The sequence below is a fragment of the Candidatus Nitrososphaera gargensis Ga9.2 genome (assembly GCF_000303155.1).
GTDB lineage: Archaea > Thermoproteota > Nitrososphaeria > Nitrososphaerales > Nitrososphaeraceae > Nitrososphaera > Nitrososphaera gargensis.
Genome location: NC_018719.1, coordinates 1,909,278 through 1,926,256 on the forward strand (window position 1 = coordinate 1,909,278; position 16,979 = coordinate 1,926,256).

Genomic DNA, 16,979 nt, shown 5'->3' on the forward strand with positions numbered 1-16,979 from the left:
AAGAACTTGGAGTTCATGAAGCAGAGTCGCTGATTGCACTTTTAGGCGATGTCATACTATCAAATAGATGATTTATCTTCTTTATCATCTTCACTTTTTTATTATAGTAGCACCCACAACTTATTTGCTATTGAGCAGCAAGCCATCATATTGGTTCAAAGACTTTGTTGGAGTGGGCTACCGCTATCACGACGTCTACATGAATGTCTTTCCACTCTTTGAGGATAAGATAGCTGCTTTCCGGCTCTGGAAAAAGACGATCGAGTGGTGGCCCGATGACGCGATAAAGCTCCGCTTTGTGGAGCAGGATGACAGCTACTGGTTCATACTTTATGGCGGCTCCAATTACACCGGTGACAACACCGGCTTTGTGAAGAAGGTGCCAGTGTCTGAAAATTATGAGCGGTTCAAGGTAGGCTATGAAAAGAAGGCGATTTTGCGGTTTGGTATTTACAAAGAAAACGTCAAGAAAAAAAAGGACGGGAGCAAGTTCGACCTTGAAGTTCTAAAAAAGTCAAAGTCAGTCTACGACATTGCTTTTATGAAATACGACGAGCTTGCCCAAGATAGCATAGAGTGGCAATGCATACAGGAAAACAAATGATGATAAAAAAGTTCAGCTGTGTTCAAGGGTGCTCGGACTGCTGCATCTACAGGGAATACTACCCTTCTATCGAGTATGGCAAGATCGGGGTGCTCTTACTGCCTGAAGAAAAAACAGCAATTAAGAAGCTGGCCAAGAAAATGAGTGTGCAAGTGAAGATAATCCCGCGGCTTGCCGTTGGAAAAGAATTCCCAGAGAAGGTAATCGCGTACCAGATGATGGGCAAGAACGACGATGGCGACCTCTGCCCGTTTCTGGATGTTGAGAGCGGCGAAAGATCGCCTCACGGCGGCTTCAATTGCAGGATCTATCCAGAACGTCCGCTTGCATGTAGGGCCTATCCTGTCATCGATGCAGGCAGCACTGCTACTGTTGCAACGCTTGACGGCCACTGCCAATTCTGCAAAAAGTTCTCTACGACAAGGGCAGAGAACAGCTGCCTGCAGCAAGAAGTTGAAGCGCTGGTCAGAATAAAGGCAAACGTCACCGCCGGCAAAAGCAAGGTATGGCGCTATGCGACTGCTACCGGCAGAGCAGGAGGAGACGCCATGCTGCCAGAAGGCTGGGTCGCCGAATCTTAATAACCATGCTTGCGGTACAGTATCTGGTTGCCCTTTTTTACAAGCACGATCCTGTTCTGCGGTATGACTTGCAAATTTTCAGATAGCGAGACAAATTCCGGCAGACTGACCTCGACAATGTTTTCAAAATCTCGGTAGCTGACAGAGTATAGAGCGGCGTCATCCGCATATAGCGCCTTGCTAAAGATTTCTTCAAGCCGGCCCTTGCGCGCCATAGCATGATCCTGTATACTGGTTATATATCATGTTGAGCCAGCGGCAACATGGCAAGAGGAAGGTCTACTACAGGCAGGAAGACCACAAAGAGGAGAAGCAGCAGTCGAGCCCGAAATGGCGCCGGCCTATCTCCTAGAACAAGGAAGGCGATAGAAACCCTCCCGACTCATGCGCAGCAAATTTACAGAAAAGCGCACAAGAACGCGCTAAAACAGTACAAGAGCCCATCAAAGAGGCGAGGAGGCGGACGCCAGAGCAGGGAGCAGGTTGCGCACAAGGTGGCGTGGTCTGCCGTTAGAAAGGCAGGATACAGGAAAGAAGGAAGCAGGTGGGAAAAGGACTAGGCCGACGATGGCTTGTAGTTCATTAGCCCGCCTGCCTCGACAATTTTTGCAATCAGTTCCGGGAATGGCTTCATCTGGTATTGCTCGTTCTTTGTGATGTTGGTTATCCTATTTTGCTCAAGATCGATCTCTAGCTCATCCTTGTCGGATATTTTCTTGACCGTCGACTCGTCGATCTCTATCGGCAGCAAATAGCCCCCGTCCACCGCGTTTCTGTAGAATATCCTTGCAAAGGAAGGCGACAGTATAGCCTTGATGCCTGTCTGCGAAAGTGCTATCGGCGCATGCTCCCTGCTAGAGCCGCAGCCAAAGTTGTTACCGGTTACGAGGAAGTCGCCCTGCGACACTTTCTCAGGGAATTTCGGGTCGATGCCTTCCATCGCGTGCTTTGCCAGTTCTTTGTGATCGTGAATCTTCAAGTATGGTCCGGGAATTATGACATCGGTGTCGATGTTGTCCCTGTCGTACTTGTGGACCCTGCCTCTTAATGTTTTGTTCAATTATTATTTTTCACATCCCTCGGGTCTGTTATCTTGCCCATGACTGCAGAAGCCGCGACCACTATTGGCGATGCAAGGTACGTCTTTGATTCGACATGGCCCATCCTTCCTGGAAAGTTGCGGTTGGTCGTGCTGATGCACACTTCGCCCTTGCCAAGCACTCCCATGTGAGCGCCGCAGCATGCACCGCAGGTAGGCGGACCTACGACGGCGCCGGCTTCCATAAAGATGTTTATCAGCCCCTCCTTCATCGCCTTTGCGTAGATGGACTGCGCCGCCGGAAGTACTTCGGTCCTGATCTTGACTTTCTTGCCCTTCAATATCTTGGCCGCTTCTCTTAGGTCCTCCAGCTTTGCTCCGGTGCACGAGCCGATGTACGCCTTGTCAAGCTCTGTCCCCTGCAGCTCCCTTGCGGCAGAAATGTTGCCAGGCGAAAACGGCTTGGCTACCGTCGGCTCGAGCTTTTCTATGTCATAGGTAAAGACTTCAGAGTAGTGCGCGTCAGGGTCGCCGTTCACTGGCGAATATTTCGCGTCGGTTCTTTCGCGAAGATAAGCATACGTTGTTTCGTCCGGCTCGACAATGCCATTCTTGGCTCCCGCCTCCGTCGTCATGTTTGTAAGCGTAAGGCGCTCTTCCATAGCCAATTTCTTGACCACGCTACCGGCAAACTGCATCGCCTTGTAGTTGGCGCCGTCTGTCCCAATGTCGCCTATTATCCGGAGGATAATGTCCTTTGCCATGATGTGGGCAGGCTTGGTGCCCTCTATCTTGAAGAGCATCGTCTCCGGCACCCTGAACCAGATCTGGCCGTTCATGAGCACGTATGCGATGTCAGTGTGTCCAAGGCCGGCTGCAAAAGCGCCCATCGCGCCAGTGGTGTTTGTGTGGGAGTCGCCCCCAACGTAGACTTCGCCGGGCAGTACCATCGCCTCCTCGTGCGAAAGCGTATGGCAGATCCCATACTGGCCAAGCCCGTACTTGAAGTGCTTGTTAATCCCATACTTTTTTGTGAAATTGGAAAGCGTAATAATGTTCTCTGCAGATACCCTGTCTGCTGCAGGCACAAAGTGATCTTCAGTCACCCACACTTTGTTGGGATCCCAGATGTGATCCAGCTTTATCCCCTTCTTCTCCCATTCGCTGAACACCTTGATTACGCCGGGACCCGAAACGTCATGCATCATTACCTTGTCTACTTTGGCGAACACAACGTCGCCAGGCGACAGCCTCTGCTTGCCGGCCGCGCGGGCAAGTATCTTTTCAGTGATTGTCATTCCTGCCAAAACAGTTCACGTTATAGTATGAGAACTGTGCCTGCATGATGGATTAAAACCTTTGCAGAAAGCACAATAAAGAGTACGATTTACGTCATGGTGCTTGGTCGAGATTCTGCCGATACGCACAGAAGTAAAGAGGGGCAGGTTTGACCTGTACGAGAGCCTGCAGGAGTTTGACTATAGGGACGACGACATTCTGGTAGTCTCTAGCAAGTTCGTGTCAATGAGCGAAGGCGCAGTCGTCAACCTCTCCAGAGTTCGGGTCAGCAAGAAGGCACGGGTGCTCGCGGCCAAGTGCTATATGGAGCCCAAGATGGCCGAGCTTGTGCTAAGAGAGTCCGACCATGTCATCAGGGGCGTGCCAGGATTCCTGCTTGCAATCAGAGACGGCATGATAGCGCCAAACGCTGGCATCGACAAGTCAAACGTCCCAAAAGGCTATGCAATTCTGTATCCACGTGACCCTTTTGGCACCGCAGAGAGGCTGAGACAAAAGTTCCAGACAGAACGAGGGATCAGGGTCGGAGTCGTGATCGCAGACAGCCGCCTCATGCCAACTCGCATAGGCACCACGGGAGTCGCAATAGCGTGTGCCGGTTTTGAGCCGGTTGAGGACCTGCGAGGCAGGCGCGACCTCTTTGGCAACGTACTAAAGTACACGTTCAAGGCAGTTGCCGACGGCCTCGCAACTATGGGAGTCGCAGTGATGGGTGAGAGCGACGAGTCGACACCGGCTGCAGTCGTGAGGGGAGCCAAGGTCATATGGTCTGAGAAAAAATTCTCATGGAAGGACATGGCAGTCTCACCCTCTCAAGACATCTACCTCAGAGGGATCCACAGGGCATGAGAATGTTAGATATCCCCCTTGCATAGAGTTTTAATATGTCATGATATGGAACAAGAGCTACGAAGTAAATGCCCGAATTCCTTACCAGCTACCCAAAGACGATAAGCATTGTAAAGGGGTTGCAGGACTTTATCCGCAAGGAAGAGATCGAGCTTGACCACCTTTCCCTGATGGTCAGGACAAAGAAGGACGAGATTATCAACGCGCTGATATCTGAGGGCTTCAAGCGAGTCAAGCTGGAGAACAGAAAGCCCACACAGATCGGGCATGGCTTTTCTAAAAAGCTGGCCAAGCCTTGGGAGATGCATGTCAGGCTGCTTGAAATGCAGCAAGGCTTGATCGCAATCCATGCAGAGGTCGAGATATCACGGAAATACATACAGCACATCCGCTCCGTAAGGGCGCCAGTCATATATGAAATCGAGTCGATCCTGAAGAAGCACAAGATCGAATACCAGATCTGGCATGCGAAGCTAAAGCAGTACATCACGACCATCATAGATAACCACCAGATAACGCTGAACGCGCCGAGGCTGCCGCCGCTCCCGTGGAAGCACATGGCCGGCTCTGTTGTGACCCTGTCGCTGATCTATCTGGCAAAGTTCATCGGCTTCTTTTAGCAAAGACTTTATTTCTTTTTCACCAATTCCACGCGGTGCCAGAAACAGCCAGCTTCCAGCACTACGGCATATCCCCTTGGGAGATCGAGGTGATCTTTGACACGCTCAGGCGCTCCTTTGAAGTGGAAGAGAGACAGTTGCAGCCGGACGACCCGCAGTACGTCAGCATGATCGAGATCGGCTTTCCGGCGGCATACGGCGAGCCTTTCTTCCAGGCGTTCACGATGGACAGCTGGTTCAAAATAAAGGGCGTGATAAAGGACGTCAAGCGCAGGCGCGGCAAAAAGGGTGTCAAGACGTTCATCAGGTTCGCCGGCTTTGGCAACGAAAGTGTTGATCTCGTTTTCCCGTTGCTGTCAAAGGGAGACAGGCAGTTTGAGATGGGCATCGAAAAGATAGAGTACATGGTGGACATTGTGCCGGTGCAGCTAAAGACGATTCCGCCCAGAGCAGAGGAGATATGGTACTCGTACGACGAGGCCAGCTTCAGGTGGAGCCCCGCGGTTGCAAAAAGCAACTGCGTCAACTATTTTTTCAAGAACGGCGAATGGAAAATGAAATGATCACTTTAGCTGGTTTATGACCGGCGAGCTATGCACGGCCTTGCTGAGCTCCTTGTACTTTTTGTCAATGAACTCGAGCGACTCGGTCAGCTTTTTTGACTTGCCGTACTTGAACCTTACAAGCTCTCTATGTCGCCAGTAGTGCTTGCCCTCAGATATTGACAGTGTGGTAAAGTAGTCTGGGCCCTTCAAGCCGTCCGGCAGCTTGACGTTGTACGGCAACAGGTATTCGATGCTGAACCATTCGTCGCCGTCTGGGTAGTCGTTGCCGGTGGAGACATCGAAGTAGAGATGTAGGACATCTTCGACTGTCAGGCCGTCTTCTTGGATGTTTGGGTGCTTGACGCTTGAGCGGTGGTAGTCCATCCTCAGGAGCTCGGGCTCAAAGTAAGCCTTGATTATCGCCCGGCGAAATACTTCGTTTACCTCCTTAAGGTTCAAAGAGAGATGTAGCAATGTGTGAAGATTATATAATCTTTTTAGGTCCAAGTCTGCAAATTTTGCAAGGTATTGTGAGGCGCATGTGAATGTGCGCTTGCAGCAAACTAGTTTTATATCTCTTGACGGCGTCTCCCATGCGACATTGTTGACCTAACTAGTGTAGCTTCATTTTACATACTAACCGATATGAGGTCGCCCGGTTGCAATACCTTGATTGCCTATAAGGAATAGGAGAAGGTACAGCCGTAGAGGCGTCAGTACCATAGTCACCTCTGTCATGCTTGTCGCGGCTGTTTCAATCATAGGCGTCGCCTTGGTGGCATGGTCAAATTTCAGCTTTGCAATGCAGCAACAAACCATAGCCAACCAGACTAACAGCAGGATAAATCTCATTAATGAAAGTTTTATCATTGAGGATGTATGGTTCTACATTCAAAGTGGCAATTATGCCAACGTGACTATCCGGAACACCGGAGATCTTGCGATCAAGGTTACTCATGTTTACATAAACAATACTCAAGCTTGGAATACTGGCAAGGTTATTGCCGCGGGCACTGTTGAAGAGATAAAGGTCCCGACTAGTTGGGGACCCGATAGACTCCAGTCAATATGGGTCAAGACCGAAAGAGGCTCAGAAGCAAAGCAGGTCTGGAAATCTTAGAGAGGAGATTGGATGACAAAGATAAACTGCAAAGGATGCAGAGGTCTCAGCACGGTAATTGGGGCTGTATTCATGATACTCATCACTCTAGGGGCCCTGAACGTTGTGCTGTGGACCATGCAGCAGCAGGACAGGGTCACTCAATCGATCATTGAAAAATCAAGCTCGGAACTTAACAGGCTCAACGAAGAGATCGACATTACCGACGTAAGGGTGACTAGCAACAAGAAGCTGAACATGACAGTCGCCAATACCGGCGGCGCAGCCGCAACGATCAAGTCGATTTATATTGTTAATGAAACATCAAAGGAGCAGTTCAGGTACGACCTCAACAAAGTTGTCGATGGAAGAAAATCTGTTAACATTGGCAATGAGTTGCCCTTGTCTATCAAGAACAATACCAAATATTCTATCAGAGTTGTCACTGAATCAGGAAATACTGCGACGACCAACTTGACGCCGATTTCTTCTGTAGCGCTGCCGATGGCACTCTATGTCATCCCACCAACATTCACACCGGGAGAGAATGTTACGGTGCTCTATACAGTGACGAATAACTTGACTGATTCGCAGTTGACTGGACCTGTCAAGCTGAATCTGACCTATACTGTTGACTGCAGCCCTCTAGGAAGCGCAAGCTGTAATGTAATAAAACATGTGCAGCCGCCATCAAATATTACAACAATAGCAAAAGGCAGTACAGCGCTATTCAAGTGGATCTTTGAAGTGCAGATACCGGATGAAAAGTATATCAACTTTAACGCTTCCTTGGCTAATGCAAAGCAGGGCAATTGGGTTCGTGAAAGGGCGTATTCAAAACTGATCGAGGAATCCCAAATATCAGCTTCCACGACACAAGTGATTTACACATCCTTGGTGCAAAAGCCAGAGATATTCCTGATCCTTCCAAGTCCATTTGGCGAGAACACAGAAAAAGGATTGTGGGGCGTGGTTGTTTCAAATCCAACAAAAGTCCCCATGACGGTTTCTAGGATTGTGATAAATGCCTACACCTCAAAGCCCGCTCAAGGAGGTGTTAATTCTTTCATTATAAAAAGTGGCAATAATTGTGAAACCGCAATTTATCCAGGTACGGGCGACTCTCCACAGTGGACTTGTCCGCATGAGAATATGATTCAATGGAAAAATACTGCAAGTCCCGAGATAGTAGATCCGTTAAGCTCTAAATCATTTCTGGCAAGGGTACAATCGGATGATCCTACAGAAGAACCTGCATTTATGGTATCTGTTACAGTCTTTACTAATATGGGACAATTTACAAAGACTGGCTACTCTTCAGGCGCAGCCGCCAGTACCAATGCTATTGCGAACGTATTCATGTCTAAAACAGGTAGTGCTTCGAATGCCTATCAAGATGGCAACATCCTCACACACATAAACGGCATTGCATCAGGATCGACTATAAGAGTAAACATGACGGTGGTTGATTTTGATAAGGCAGGTGACAAGTACATAAAATCCGGAACAAAACTAATTATCAATGTGCCAACAGATTTTACAGATGTCGTGGTTATAACCCCGCTATCGGGTTTTAGCTCAGCAATTGTCACACCATATGATGATGGTTCGACTCAGATCGTCGCAGAGTTATCAGAACACGTAGGGAACGATAATAACGCTGTTGAAGCCAAGGTGCTGTCTTTCACCGCGAAAGTTCCTATAGTAACTTCTAAGAAGGTTTACATAATGTATGCATTGCTTGATGGTCAATCTAATCCAAATGATTTTTCAGTGGGCGCCCTTGCAGAGATGCCTTTACAGGTAACGCCCAGCTAGCTTCCGTCTACATCATACCTCATGCCACCAAGTAGATAAAAAGACAATATGACACTAACTTCATCCATTCATTAAGATTAACAAAAGAGAAAGTTTAGGTTCCTTTTACAAGGATGGTCTGCCAAGTCGGTTGATGGAGTATTTTAAGAACTATTCGTCATAAGTAATGGTTGGAAGTTCGGAAAACGGTAACATGCCGTCTTTTTCAGTTGACAAAAAGAAAACTAGCATTACTTGATGAAGTGTACGCTGTATGGCAGGATATGATCAAGAAGAGGAAGCCATATGCAGAGAACCGCAAGATGCATCCAGAAATATACTCGATGTATGCTGCCATGGCATCAAGAGCAGAGCCAAACGACCCTCTTTATCTAAATGAACAAGCATTCAGCATAGTTAAAACGAATAACAAGTTTGCAAAGTATTTTCTGGACATCAGGATTGCAAAGGGAGTCAGGATTTACTGCCCGCTACGAACCAAGCATGACATCAATGGCAAGTTTAATGACTCCAAGCTCGTCAAGCGCGATGAGCATTACGAACTTCATCTCTCTATCTCGAAAGAAATTGGGATTAACGCTCATCCCTCTGCCATACTCGCTGTGGATATGGGCGAGAGGAACATTGCGACTGCTGTGCTGCTCGTCAGTGATCCTCGTTCTGCCAAAATTCCAACCAAAGTAGGTAGACCCATGTTCATGAGCAGAAAGGTTAGAGGCTTGAGACGGCACTATGCGTACCTTCGCAGAGTGCTTGGACAAAAGAAACTGCTCCACATGATCAAACGGATAAAGGATACTGAAAAGCGCAAGGCAAATGACATGCTACATAAAATCAGTAGAGCTCGTCAACATCGCAAAGCAGAACAATGCTTTGATACTACTTGGCGACCTGTCTGGAATACGAGATAGGTCAAGAGGTAGAAGGATGAACAGGATAGTTGCAAACATGCCATTTTATAGGCTGGCGCAGTACATCACGTACAAGGCCAGCTGGGAAGACATCCCAGTGATTACGACAAAGGAATGGTACAGCAGCAAGATATGTCACAAATGCGGCAGTGACAATACAAGCAGACCACATCAAGGGCTGTTTGTGTGTCATGATTGCGGCTACTCTTGCAACGCTGACTACAACGGAGCAGTCAATCTTGGAAATAGGTTGGCAGAGCATGTCTTTGCCAACGGCGTGATCGGATTCTCTGCGCTAGAGCAGGACGACTTTTTGGATTCCGCAAGTCAACCTAAGACTTGGCAGAACCTACAAGGATTCCCTTTATTTCCTGATTGTCGAGCAGCGCATCGATCAGTTTCTGTTGCTCTTCTTCTGGAAGCTCGTTTGACATTTCGAGTGAGTCGATTGCCCTGAGCTTCCAGTAGCTGGTAAGAGCATGCTCTACGGTCGTTTGAGCGTCAAAAACAACTTTGCCAAAGGCAGTGAGAAGGTACTTGCCGCTCTTTTTCCTAACAAGTCCTGCCTTTGTCATCCTAGACAGCCTCGAATAGTATTGCTTGCGCGTGAGCTTTGTCTTGCTCTTCAGGCTTTCGCTGTCAATTGTTCCTTGGGCAATGGTCTTGAAAAGTTCCAATGATTTGTCATCGGCAATAGTCCTAAGGACTGTCGCCGGCGTCTGCGCCTTAGCCATATTCTATATCGAATGATATTTGCGTGCTTATTATAGCTTTATTCTCTATCAGGTGGAGATATGCGACAAAAGTCTCCAATAATGGGAACGACTAAGAGTACAAGAACACACTATACTAAATGAACAGCAACCCCCCGATTACAAAGCTTGTTTGCAACACCATGTGCAGCGGGAACCATTTCTTGTGTTGTTTGCGCATCAATTCAGCGTCCTGTAGCACTCGCGATATTTTTGTCATCCTTGCCACTGCAAGCAGCCCCACGACACTAGTAGCTATCGCGGTAGTCATGCTCATGCCATCAGCCGCCAGAGCATAAAGCGTCCAAGATATGGCAGGCATGCACGCCAAGAGAATTATTAATGTCGTAAGGGTGCTTTTTCCTCCAAGTACAATAGGAATTGTGCGCCTTCCTGCTGCCCTGTCTCCCTTGACATCACCTAGATCGTTGACTATAGAGCCAACAAATATCATGATCCCAAATATTGCCATAGCGTGGATTGGCACGATAGGCTCGCTGAATGCCAGCTCTGTCCCATAGCTTGAAGTGATTCCAAGGAGCACGCAGAGCATGTAGAATATGGCAATCGTCAGGTTCTTGATGACAAACCTTTTCATCAGAGCGACTTTCGGTGCAGAATATAGGATGCCAATAAGCAACATCGGCGCTACTAGCATAATGCTGGTCAGATTGGATGTACTTGCGGCTAGCACGACTCCTGTTCCATTTGTGAGCACTATGAAGGTCCAGACCTGGCGTCTTGAAACCTTGCCAGAAGGTATTGGCCGACTTTTTGCATTGGTTCTGTCAAGATCTGCATCGACAAGATCGTTCAGTATATACATTCCTACGGCCACAAGTAGTGAGATAAAAGGCAGTGGGAGGACCCCACGAATCGCCTCCAAGATTTCTGTCTCGGAACCTATCGCACCAATAACACCGGGTACGCAAAATATGCCAGCCAAAGTTGCAAGGGAGTAGAGGAGACCAAACTTTCTGCGGGAATTAAAGAGGATCAGCTGGGAACGTACAAAAGAAGCTTTGACTTGCGAATTGATATTTTCCTGCGGTTGTTGTTGTCCTCCTTCTATTATTGCGGTCATAGCATTCCAAGGATGCTTGCCATCTTTTTTGCATAGAGTTTCTTATGGAGGAAAGTTCTGACATTTATTGTCTGTTTTTCCACAATATTATAGCTGGGCTTCCTAGCTACGAAGATAGTTTTCATAAGAAATAACGCGACTAAGCAGCTAAAGCTTATTGCAGGGCTAGGCCGTCAATTGCTGTATTCTTACGGTCAGCATATAGCTCTCCGCCTAGAACTATGATAGTTACCCATGCCAAATATTTGTAGAAATAACATATTTCATCATAATTATTCTATTTTTTCCCTTAAAGATATCAAATGGATGTCCTTACTAAGAAACAATTTATTCTCCATAACTGGAAACTTATTAAAACTTAAATATCTCAGAGGCGACTCTTGGATAGATATATGCCAGAGACAGCTACTATAGGAGAGATTTTTTCTATTTTAGCAGACAGACATTCACTAAATATAATAAAAATGGCATATTCTGGTTTCAGGGCTTCTGCAGAAAGCTACAAAGGCAACCTGAGCAAGAAACAGTTTTACGTACGATTAAAGCGGCTCCGCGATTTAGGCTTGATTGAGAAACGCGATTCAGTTTATAGGACTACTACGTTTGGCTCCCTAATCTACAATGGGCATGTCAAGACGCTTGAAGATATTCTGGCCAACTATTGGAACCTCAAAGCGATCGACGTCTTGAAGTCAAGGCAGGACTTTCCCTTGCAGCAGAAGGAAAAAGTCATAGATGAAATAATCCGAAACAGCAGCTTGAAGAGCATCGTAAATGGCACACACCTATCAGGGTTCTCTGTCGTCAAAGACTATAACCGGCTAGTCTTGGAAGTAACAAAATTGCTCGAAAGCGCAAAAAACGAAGTATTCATGGCCACTCGCTACTACGATCCTCATTTCTCAAAGTTAATGTTCCACAAGATTGCCAACGAGGGCCTAACAATGCATCTGCTAGATGGTCTCCCAGACCAGATCAGCCTTGAAAACAGGCTTAATGCAATACTTCGAGTCCCGCCAAACAGGGAAACAGCAGAGATGGTAAACAACATAATCAAGTCCCACAGGTTTGACCTGAGGAAAGCAAACCTATCAGCCAGCTTTATGGTGGTCGATGGCACCACAGTCTGCTACGAAACAACTAACTATACCAGCCCAGAGCAGTTTACGCTTGCGGTTTCGCACTATGATGACCCGTACCTTGCACAGCGCTTCATATCATACTACCATATGCTGGCAAAAGACGCCAAGGTTCCACAGCTTTTAGCAAGCGTTCGCGAAAAATAAAATTGTATTATTTTCTGCCATCCAAGGATCTCATCCACGTTACCAGTGATGAGATGAATTTCATTCTGGATTCTTCTGTGTAAGTCGAGGATTGAATATAGAACATTGCATCATAGAACCAGTGATCGCAGTCAAATATCTCGATATTCTTTCTTTTTGTGCGCAAGAGTTTGAAGAATTCTTCAGAGACCTGAAGATACACGTTCCTATCTTCTTTTCCATGCAAAAGCAGCACCGGCAGATCGCCGACATCTGATAGCTCTGCCAGCTTGTTGTTCTTTACGGTAATTACATCTACAAGGTATCTGTATGAATATCGGAAATTTATTATCGGATCCTTCATCATCCATGCAACCCTGTCGCCGCCGATCCTGACATAAGTGGGAAAAGCCTTTGTGATGTCAAGACGCTTGCTCGGGACAAATATCCTGCCAAGGAGCAATAACAAAGACTGGATTGTATTGGGCTCTGCGTCAAATCTTCTTTTCATATTGCGGACCCGAATGTACGGGCAGAGCAGGATCAACCCGTCGATGGAACTCTTGAACAGGTGTGCATACCACAGCGCAAAAGTGCTGCCCATGCTGTGAGCTAGCAAGAACACCCTTGACGATCTTTTTTTCAGATCTCTAACTATCTGATCTATGGACTTTATGCACATATCAAAATCAAGGTCGCCCTTTTCGCCATCAGACCTGCCGTGACCCGGCAGATCCATGCTGGCAACATTGTATCCGGCCTCTGACAGTTTGATGCCAATGTATGTAAAGATCCGGGCATCGCAGCAAAGTCCGTGTATGCATAATACAGTATCATTTTTGGGCTCCTTTGAAAGAGTTTCAATGACGTTTATCTTGCCGCTTGCCGTCTCATAGAAGGTCACAAACTATGCACCCTAGTGCTTGCACAACTCGGAAGTTCAAATAGGTTTCTGCATTGAGGTTTTTCTGCCACGCTGTGACTGTCAAGATTGTCAGTGGCAGACAGCTATTTTCTTTTTCTTCCAACTGCGCTAAATAGCCTCGCGTATGTCACAAAACTTCCTTTTTTCTTTGCAAGCTCTTTCAAACCTTTGTACATGTTTGCAAACTCTCGCTCGCTTTGTAGCCCATGCTTTAAGATCCGCGGCTTCAAGCTATCTGCAAGTTGCCATCCAAGGGAGCTGTACGGCTCGCAACCCATCAAGATGCAAGGCGAATAGCACTCTATGGTTGTATCAAGGGACTCATCCATCAGAAGTTTGTACAATTTTCTTCCTGCCAGAGGATCCGCACCAGTCTTTTTGATCAGCGCAACATAGACCTCTCTGAGACTATTGAAGGCCTTGTTCTCAGGATACGATAACCAGGAGCCTGGCGCGTGGTCCAGCTCTTGGATTATTATCGCTCCCCCTCTTTTTGCCAGCTGGATCATGGAACGCACCGCCTTCTTCGTATCGTTCAGATGGTGAAAGACAAACCTAGAATAGACGATATCAAACCTCTCTTTTCCATCAAGCCTGCTTTCGCAAATATTGTCATGTACAAACTCCATGTTGTGTTGGGGACTGACCGTCCGGCAGTACTGAAGGTATCTATCGTCCATGTCCACGCCTAGCACACGCCCTGCCACGCCTACCATTTCAGCCATCAATCTGCTGACAGAACCCGAGCCACAGCCAATATCAGCGCAGCTCATACCCTTCTTCAACCCGGCAGCCAAAAGCGTCTGTCTTGTCAGAGGCTCGAAGAGTTTTGCCTGTGTTTCAAGCCTTTTTATCTCGCGGTCATGATCGCCCAAGATATAACTTTCTGTCACTGCGCTCCCCCCTACACTTAGGCAAGAAGCTTTAGCCTTGCCCTCACAGTGGGAAATATTTCGTAGGTTCTCTTAACCTTTTCTCAACTCTCCATGTGTGCCTGCTTCAGGACAACAAGCAGATATAGAGTTAGGCAAAGCATTGGCGAGCTTTGCTGGGCACCTACAAGCGCAGCAACTTCACAGGAACGTGACACCGGCTGCCTTGGCTTCGACGAAGTCAATATAGCCATATACAGAACATATAGAAATTGTTCTTAAGATCGTTTTGTACATGCATTTCGTGACAACCACATTTGCGACAGATTCTTTTAAGGTTGTGAACGTTTCCCCAATTTCTGATCAGTTCAAGCGCCTTCAGGTGATCTCGTGTGACATCAGCAACGTGGGCAGGAAGTCTTTTAATGTCCTTATTGACGGCATTATCAGCGAAGTAACCGTTCTCAAAAGATGCTGTGACAAGTCCGTCAAGTCGTTCAGCCAATAATCATCCTTATTAGTAACAGGTTGCGGCAGCCAGCGCAGCACTGGCCGGTATCATTATTATCCATGCATACACTATGCGCCGGCCAAGGCTCCAGCGGATAGCGGAGAGTCTTTTTGTGGCTCCTGCTCCCATGATTGCGCCAGAAATCGCATGAGTGGTGTTGACAGGAATTCCAAGCCAAGCCATCGATGTCAGGATGGCCCCGCCGCCCGTCTCTGCGCAGAACCCCTGATATGGCCTTCGGCTGGTCAGCCGGAATGCCATCGTCTTGACAATCCTCCAGCCGCCAAAGAAAGTGCCTGCAAGCCCCCAACAACAAGTGCAGAGCCAATGAGCCCTCCAATAAGCGCGTGTCTGCTTGATGATGGCAGGCCAAACCACCAAGTAATAAGGTCCCACACTATGGCGCCGATCAGACCTGCAAGAATTGCATAAACGGTCGAGAACTCGGGCTGGATTATGCCCTTGCCCACAGTTGCCGCTACCGCCGTGCCAAATACAAAGGGTCCTGCGAATTTGCAAATGCGGCAATGCTTACTGCCTGGAGCGGCAGCAGCACTCTCGTGCCCACAACTGTCGCTATCGAGTTTGCAGCATCGTGGAACTCGTTAACAAAGTCAAAAAAAGCGCTGCTGCTATTGCCCCGTAAACAACCAGTATTATTTCCTCTTCAGCCACGCCTGATCATCAACCATACTTGAGCGCAATGTCTTCAAACACGTCAGCAACGTCGGCGCATTTGTCAAGCGCCACCTCAAGAGTTTCATAAACCTCTTTTAGCTTGATGATTTCAAATGGGTTGCTTGTCTCAAGGAGCTCTGCAATCGCAGTCCGGTAAATCGTGTCAGCCTCGTGCTCGTACTTGCTGATGTTGCGGCAGTGCTCCACCAGGTCAGCGGAATTCTTGAACCCTCTGAGGCGTGTCATGGGCAGATGCACCTCCTGCGATGCAGACAGTAAAATCTTGGCCAGCTCTAGCATGTATGAAGTCGGTTCTTTTATCTTGAACGGAACGAATCTCTCGGCTGTCTCGTCGGTGTAATCTAGGATTCCGTCTACGACGCCTGTAAGGCTTGATATATCTTCGCGATCCAGCGGCGTCACAAAAGTTCTGTCCAGCAACATATAGAGATCGTGCGTGATCCTGTCGCCCTCGTGCTCTAGGTCCTTTATCTTTGCCTTGCGCTCGTTGACATTGTCAAAGTTTGATATCAATTCTACAAGGGCGCTGGTTGCCTTGAGCAGGTTGGCGTTCTGCATCTCCAGTTTGTCTATTATCTCCTTGTCGTTGGCGCGCACTCGCGAGAGGAAGCCGGCTATCATAGACCGAAATCTAAACTACGTGAATATATTGCATACTACCATATACCATATGATCTATATTGATGATTGGCAGGTGTCAAGGTGCAAGCCACCATATAGGATTTGGCGCGACCTCATAGAGTTTTTCCCTTTTCTTCTTTTTCTCTACCGGCTTGGCCTCGGTTTCCTGCCTGCAGTGTTTTTCAAACTCGTCTAGATCCGTAAATGATGTCATGCATTTGTTGCAGACAAGATAGCTGCTGTTCTTAGAATCTGCGATGACAGAAATCAATGGATCCTTGCTGATCCTGATTACCCTGTCATGTGGCAGCGTTATTGCTATTATCCCGCCATCTTGCCAGCTCTTGAAATGCTTCTCAAATTGTTCATAGGCAGAAACTGTAAAACAGGCAACTGGATCGTTCTCAAAGTCACATGATTTTTTCTTGCGGATGTATTCGTTGTGCAAGTTTTGCAGCCAGCGATCTACGATCTCTGGATTCTCAGACAGGATCGATTGGACGATCTCTGGAGTGTAAATCGCGATCTTGGTTTCCAGCGCGCTATTTGCTACCAAGCTATAACCTTTCAGCTCCAAGCCAAGCGACTCGTCCTCAAACGCATGTGTCACAGGGTATTATTGTTTTCCAAATTATTAAGGCTTCCTTCGTGAAAGTTGAATATTATGTATTTAAATAATTAGAATGTTGATTTTTTGCATTTTATCACTCATTAGTTCGTAATTCTATATTATGTAAAATAGAAAGAGGGGATCTGTTAACACCCCATCTTTTTGATAGGCGCGCCAAACAAACTGCGGATTTGCCAGTCTATACTTGGAATAGTTAATGTTGGATGTGTAGATATATACCAGGTAGCGACTATCAATACTGCTAAAATTAAGTT

General features: G+C 47.3%; 21 protein-coding genes and 2 pseudogenes. 12 read left to right on the forward strand and 11 right to left on the reverse strand.

Going from position 1 to position 16,979, the window contains the following annotated elements; translation table 11 throughout:
* Nucleotides 1-130 precede the first annotated feature (130 nt).
* Both NGAR_RS11480 and NGAR_RS11485 read left to right on the forward strand, forming a co-directional pair.
* On the forward strand, nucleotides 131-604 hold the full coding sequence (locus tag NGAR_RS11480) for a hypothetical protein (protein ID WP_015019909.1): 474 nt from the start codon (nucleotides 131-133) through the stop codon (nucleotides 602-604).
* Nucleotides 601-1,185 carry a YkgJ family cysteine cluster protein gene (locus NGAR_RS11485; RefSeq protein WP_015019910.1) on the forward strand — a complete coding sequence of 195 codons (585 nt, stop codon included), beginning with the start codon at nucleotides 601-603 and terminating at the stop codon, nucleotides 1,183-1,185. The genes NGAR_RS11480 and NGAR_RS11485 overlap by 4 nt, the downstream gene beginning before the upstream one ends.
* Here the strand turns inward: NGAR_RS11485 and NGAR_RS11490 are convergent.
* Complete coding sequence (locus NGAR_RS11490; protein ID WP_015019911.1) at nucleotides 1,182-1,400, reverse strand: hypothetical protein; 219 nt, start codon at nucleotides 1,398-1,400, stop codon at nucleotides 1,182-1,184. The genes NGAR_RS11485 and NGAR_RS11490 overlap by 4 nt on opposite strands.
* A 48-nt stretch (nucleotides 1,401-1,448) precedes the next feature.
* Between NGAR_RS11490 and NGAR_RS11495 the strand changes: the two genes are divergently transcribed.
* Nucleotides 1,449-1,745, forward strand: a complete 297-nt coding sequence (locus tag NGAR_RS11495; protein ID WP_015019912.1) for a ChaB family protein — start codon at nucleotides 1,449-1,451, stop codon at nucleotides 1,743-1,745.
* On the opposite strand, the gene NGAR_RS11500 is transcribed toward NGAR_RS11495, so the two are convergent.
* Together NGAR_RS11500 and NGAR_RS11505 are read right to left on the reverse strand one after the other, a co-directional pair.
* The gene (locus tag NGAR_RS11500; protein ID WP_015019913.1) at nucleotides 1,742-2,245 is read right to left on the reverse strand and encodes a 3-isopropylmalate dehydratase small subunit; all 504 of its coding nucleotides are present in this window, start codon (nucleotides 2,243-2,245) and stop codon (nucleotides 1,742-1,744) included. The two genes, NGAR_RS11495 and NGAR_RS11500, sit on opposite strands and share 4 nt — an antisense overlap.
* Entirely contained in the window at nucleotides 2,242-3,522 is a 1,281-nt protein-coding gene (locus NGAR_RS11505) for a 3-isopropylmalate dehydratase large subunit (RefSeq protein ID WP_015019914.1), read from the reverse strand. Before NGAR_RS11505 ends, NGAR_RS11500 begins: the two co-directional genes overlap by 4 nt.
* A 103-nt stretch (nucleotides 3,523-3,625) precedes the next feature.
* On the opposite strand from NGAR_RS11505, the gene cofE reads away from it, so the two are divergent.
* The 3 genes from cofE (at nucleotide 3,626) to NGAR_RS11520 (ending at nucleotide 5,555) form a co-directional block, all read left to right on the forward strand.
* Nucleotides 3,626-4,372 carry a coenzyme F420-0:L-glutamate ligase gene (cofE, locus tag NGAR_RS11510; protein WP_015019915.1) on the forward strand — a complete coding sequence of 249 codons (747 nt, stop codon included), beginning with the start codon at nucleotides 3,626-3,628 and terminating at the stop codon, nucleotides 4,370-4,372.
* 68 nt (nucleotides 4,373-4,440) lie between these two features.
* Entirely contained in the window at nucleotides 4,441-4,992 is a 552-nt protein-coding gene (locus NGAR_RS11515) for a hypothetical protein (RefSeq protein WP_015019916.1), read from the forward strand.
* A gap of 35 nt (nucleotides 4,993-5,027) precedes the next feature.
* Nucleotides 5,028-5,555, forward strand: coding sequence for a hypothetical protein (locus NGAR_RS11520; RefSeq protein ID WP_015019917.1), 528 nt, complete (start codon nucleotides 5,028-5,030; stop codon nucleotides 5,553-5,555).
* Here the strand turns inward: NGAR_RS11520 and NGAR_RS11525 are convergent, their stop codons facing one another.
* Complete coding sequence (locus NGAR_RS11525; RefSeq protein WP_015019918.1) at nucleotides 5,556-5,996, reverse strand: hypothetical protein; 441 nt, start codon at nucleotides 5,994-5,996, stop codon at nucleotides 5,556-5,558.
* A 214-nt stretch (nucleotides 5,997-6,210) separates the two neighbouring features.
* Here NGAR_RS11525 and NGAR_RS11530 point away from each other — a divergent pair, with 214 nt between their 5' ends.
* From NGAR_RS11530 to NGAR_RS19385, 4 genes and pseudogenes are all read left to right on the forward strand, one after another.
* Entirely contained in the window at nucleotides 6,211-6,657 is a 447-nt protein-coding gene (locus tag NGAR_RS11530; protein ID WP_148681369.1) for a hypothetical protein, read from the forward strand.
* A 12-nt stretch (nucleotides 6,658-6,669) separates the two neighbouring features.
* A complete protein-coding gene (locus tag NGAR_RS11535) occupies nucleotides 6,670-8,454 on the forward strand; it encodes a hypothetical protein (protein WP_015019920.1) in 1,785 nt (594 codons plus the stop codon).
* Between the two features lie 209 nt (nucleotides 8,455-8,663).
* Nucleotides 8,664-9,365, forward strand: a complete 702-nt coding sequence (locus NGAR_RS17680) for a hypothetical protein (protein ID WP_228369167.1) — start codon at nucleotides 8,664-8,666, stop codon at nucleotides 9,363-9,365.
* Nucleotides 9,271-9,594, forward strand: a pseudogene (locus NGAR_RS19385) (zinc ribbon domain-containing protein); the annotation flags it as partial. The gene NGAR_RS17680 and the pseudogene NGAR_RS19385, both read left to right, overlap by 95 nt.
* 103 nt (nucleotides 9,595-9,697) lie before the next feature.
* On the opposite strand, the gene NGAR_RS18490 reads toward NGAR_RS19385, so the two are convergent.
* Both NGAR_RS18490 and NGAR_RS11550 read right to left on the reverse strand, forming a co-directional pair.
* The gene (locus tag NGAR_RS18490; protein WP_228369168.1) at nucleotides 9,698-10,099 is read right to left on the reverse strand and encodes a hypothetical protein; all 402 of its coding nucleotides are present in this window, start codon (nucleotides 10,097-10,099) and stop codon (nucleotides 9,698-9,700) included.
* Between the two features lie 115 nt (nucleotides 10,100-10,214).
* Nucleotides 10,215-11,201 (reverse strand): UbiA prenyltransferase family protein, encoded by a 987-nt coding sequence (locus tag NGAR_RS11550; protein WP_015019922.1) that lies wholly within the window; start codon nucleotides 11,199-11,201, stop codon nucleotides 10,215-10,217.
* 464 nt (nucleotides 11,202-11,665) lie between these two features.
* On the opposite strand from NGAR_RS11550, the gene NGAR_RS11555 reads away from it, so the two are divergent.
* Nucleotides 11,666-12,487 (forward strand): hypothetical protein, encoded by an 822-nt coding sequence (locus tag NGAR_RS11555; protein ID WP_015019923.1) that lies wholly within the window; start codon nucleotides 11,666-11,668, stop codon nucleotides 12,485-12,487.
* Nucleotides 12,488-12,494: 7 nt separating this feature from the next.
* Here NGAR_RS11555 and NGAR_RS11560 read toward each other — a convergent pair whose 3' ends face one another.
* A complete protein-coding gene (locus NGAR_RS11560) occupies nucleotides 12,495-13,370 on the reverse strand; it encodes an alpha/beta hydrolase (protein WP_015019924.1) in 876 nt (291 codons plus the stop codon).
* Between the two features lie 104 nt (nucleotides 13,371-13,474).
* Nucleotides 13,475-14,284: a methyltransferase domain-containing protein gene (locus NGAR_RS11565; protein ID WP_148681372.1), complete on the reverse strand. Its 810-nt coding sequence runs from the start codon at nucleotides 14,282-14,284 to the stop codon at nucleotides 13,475-13,477.
* A gap of 283 nt (nucleotides 14,285-14,567) precedes the next feature.
* On the opposite strand from NGAR_RS11565, the gene NGAR_RS11570 reads away from it, so the two are divergent.
* Nucleotides 14,568-14,771: a hypothetical protein gene (locus tag NGAR_RS11570; protein ID WP_015019926.1), complete on the forward strand. Its 204-nt coding sequence runs from the start codon at nucleotides 14,568-14,570 to the stop codon at nucleotides 14,769-14,771.
* A 9-nt stretch (nucleotides 14,772-14,780) separates the two neighbouring features.
* Here NGAR_RS11570 and NGAR_RS19390 read toward each other — a convergent pair.
* From NGAR_RS19390 to NGAR_RS11585, 3 genes and pseudogenes are all read right to left on the reverse strand, one after another.
* Nucleotides 14,781-15,393 (reverse strand): annotated as a pseudogene (locus tag NGAR_RS19390) (anion permease); the annotation flags it as partial.
* A 65-nt stretch (nucleotides 15,394-15,458) separates the two neighbouring features.
* Nucleotides 15,459-16,070: a DUF47 domain-containing protein gene (locus tag NGAR_RS11580; protein WP_187147485.1), complete on the reverse strand. Its 612-nt coding sequence runs from the start codon at nucleotides 16,068-16,070 to the stop codon at nucleotides 15,459-15,461.
* A gap of 100 nt (nucleotides 16,071-16,170) precedes the next feature.
* On the reverse strand, nucleotides 16,171-16,704 hold the full coding sequence (locus NGAR_RS11585; protein WP_015019929.1) for a hypothetical protein: 534 nt from the start codon (nucleotides 16,702-16,704) through the stop codon (nucleotides 16,171-16,173).
* Nucleotides 16,705-16,979 lie beyond the last annotated feature (275 nt).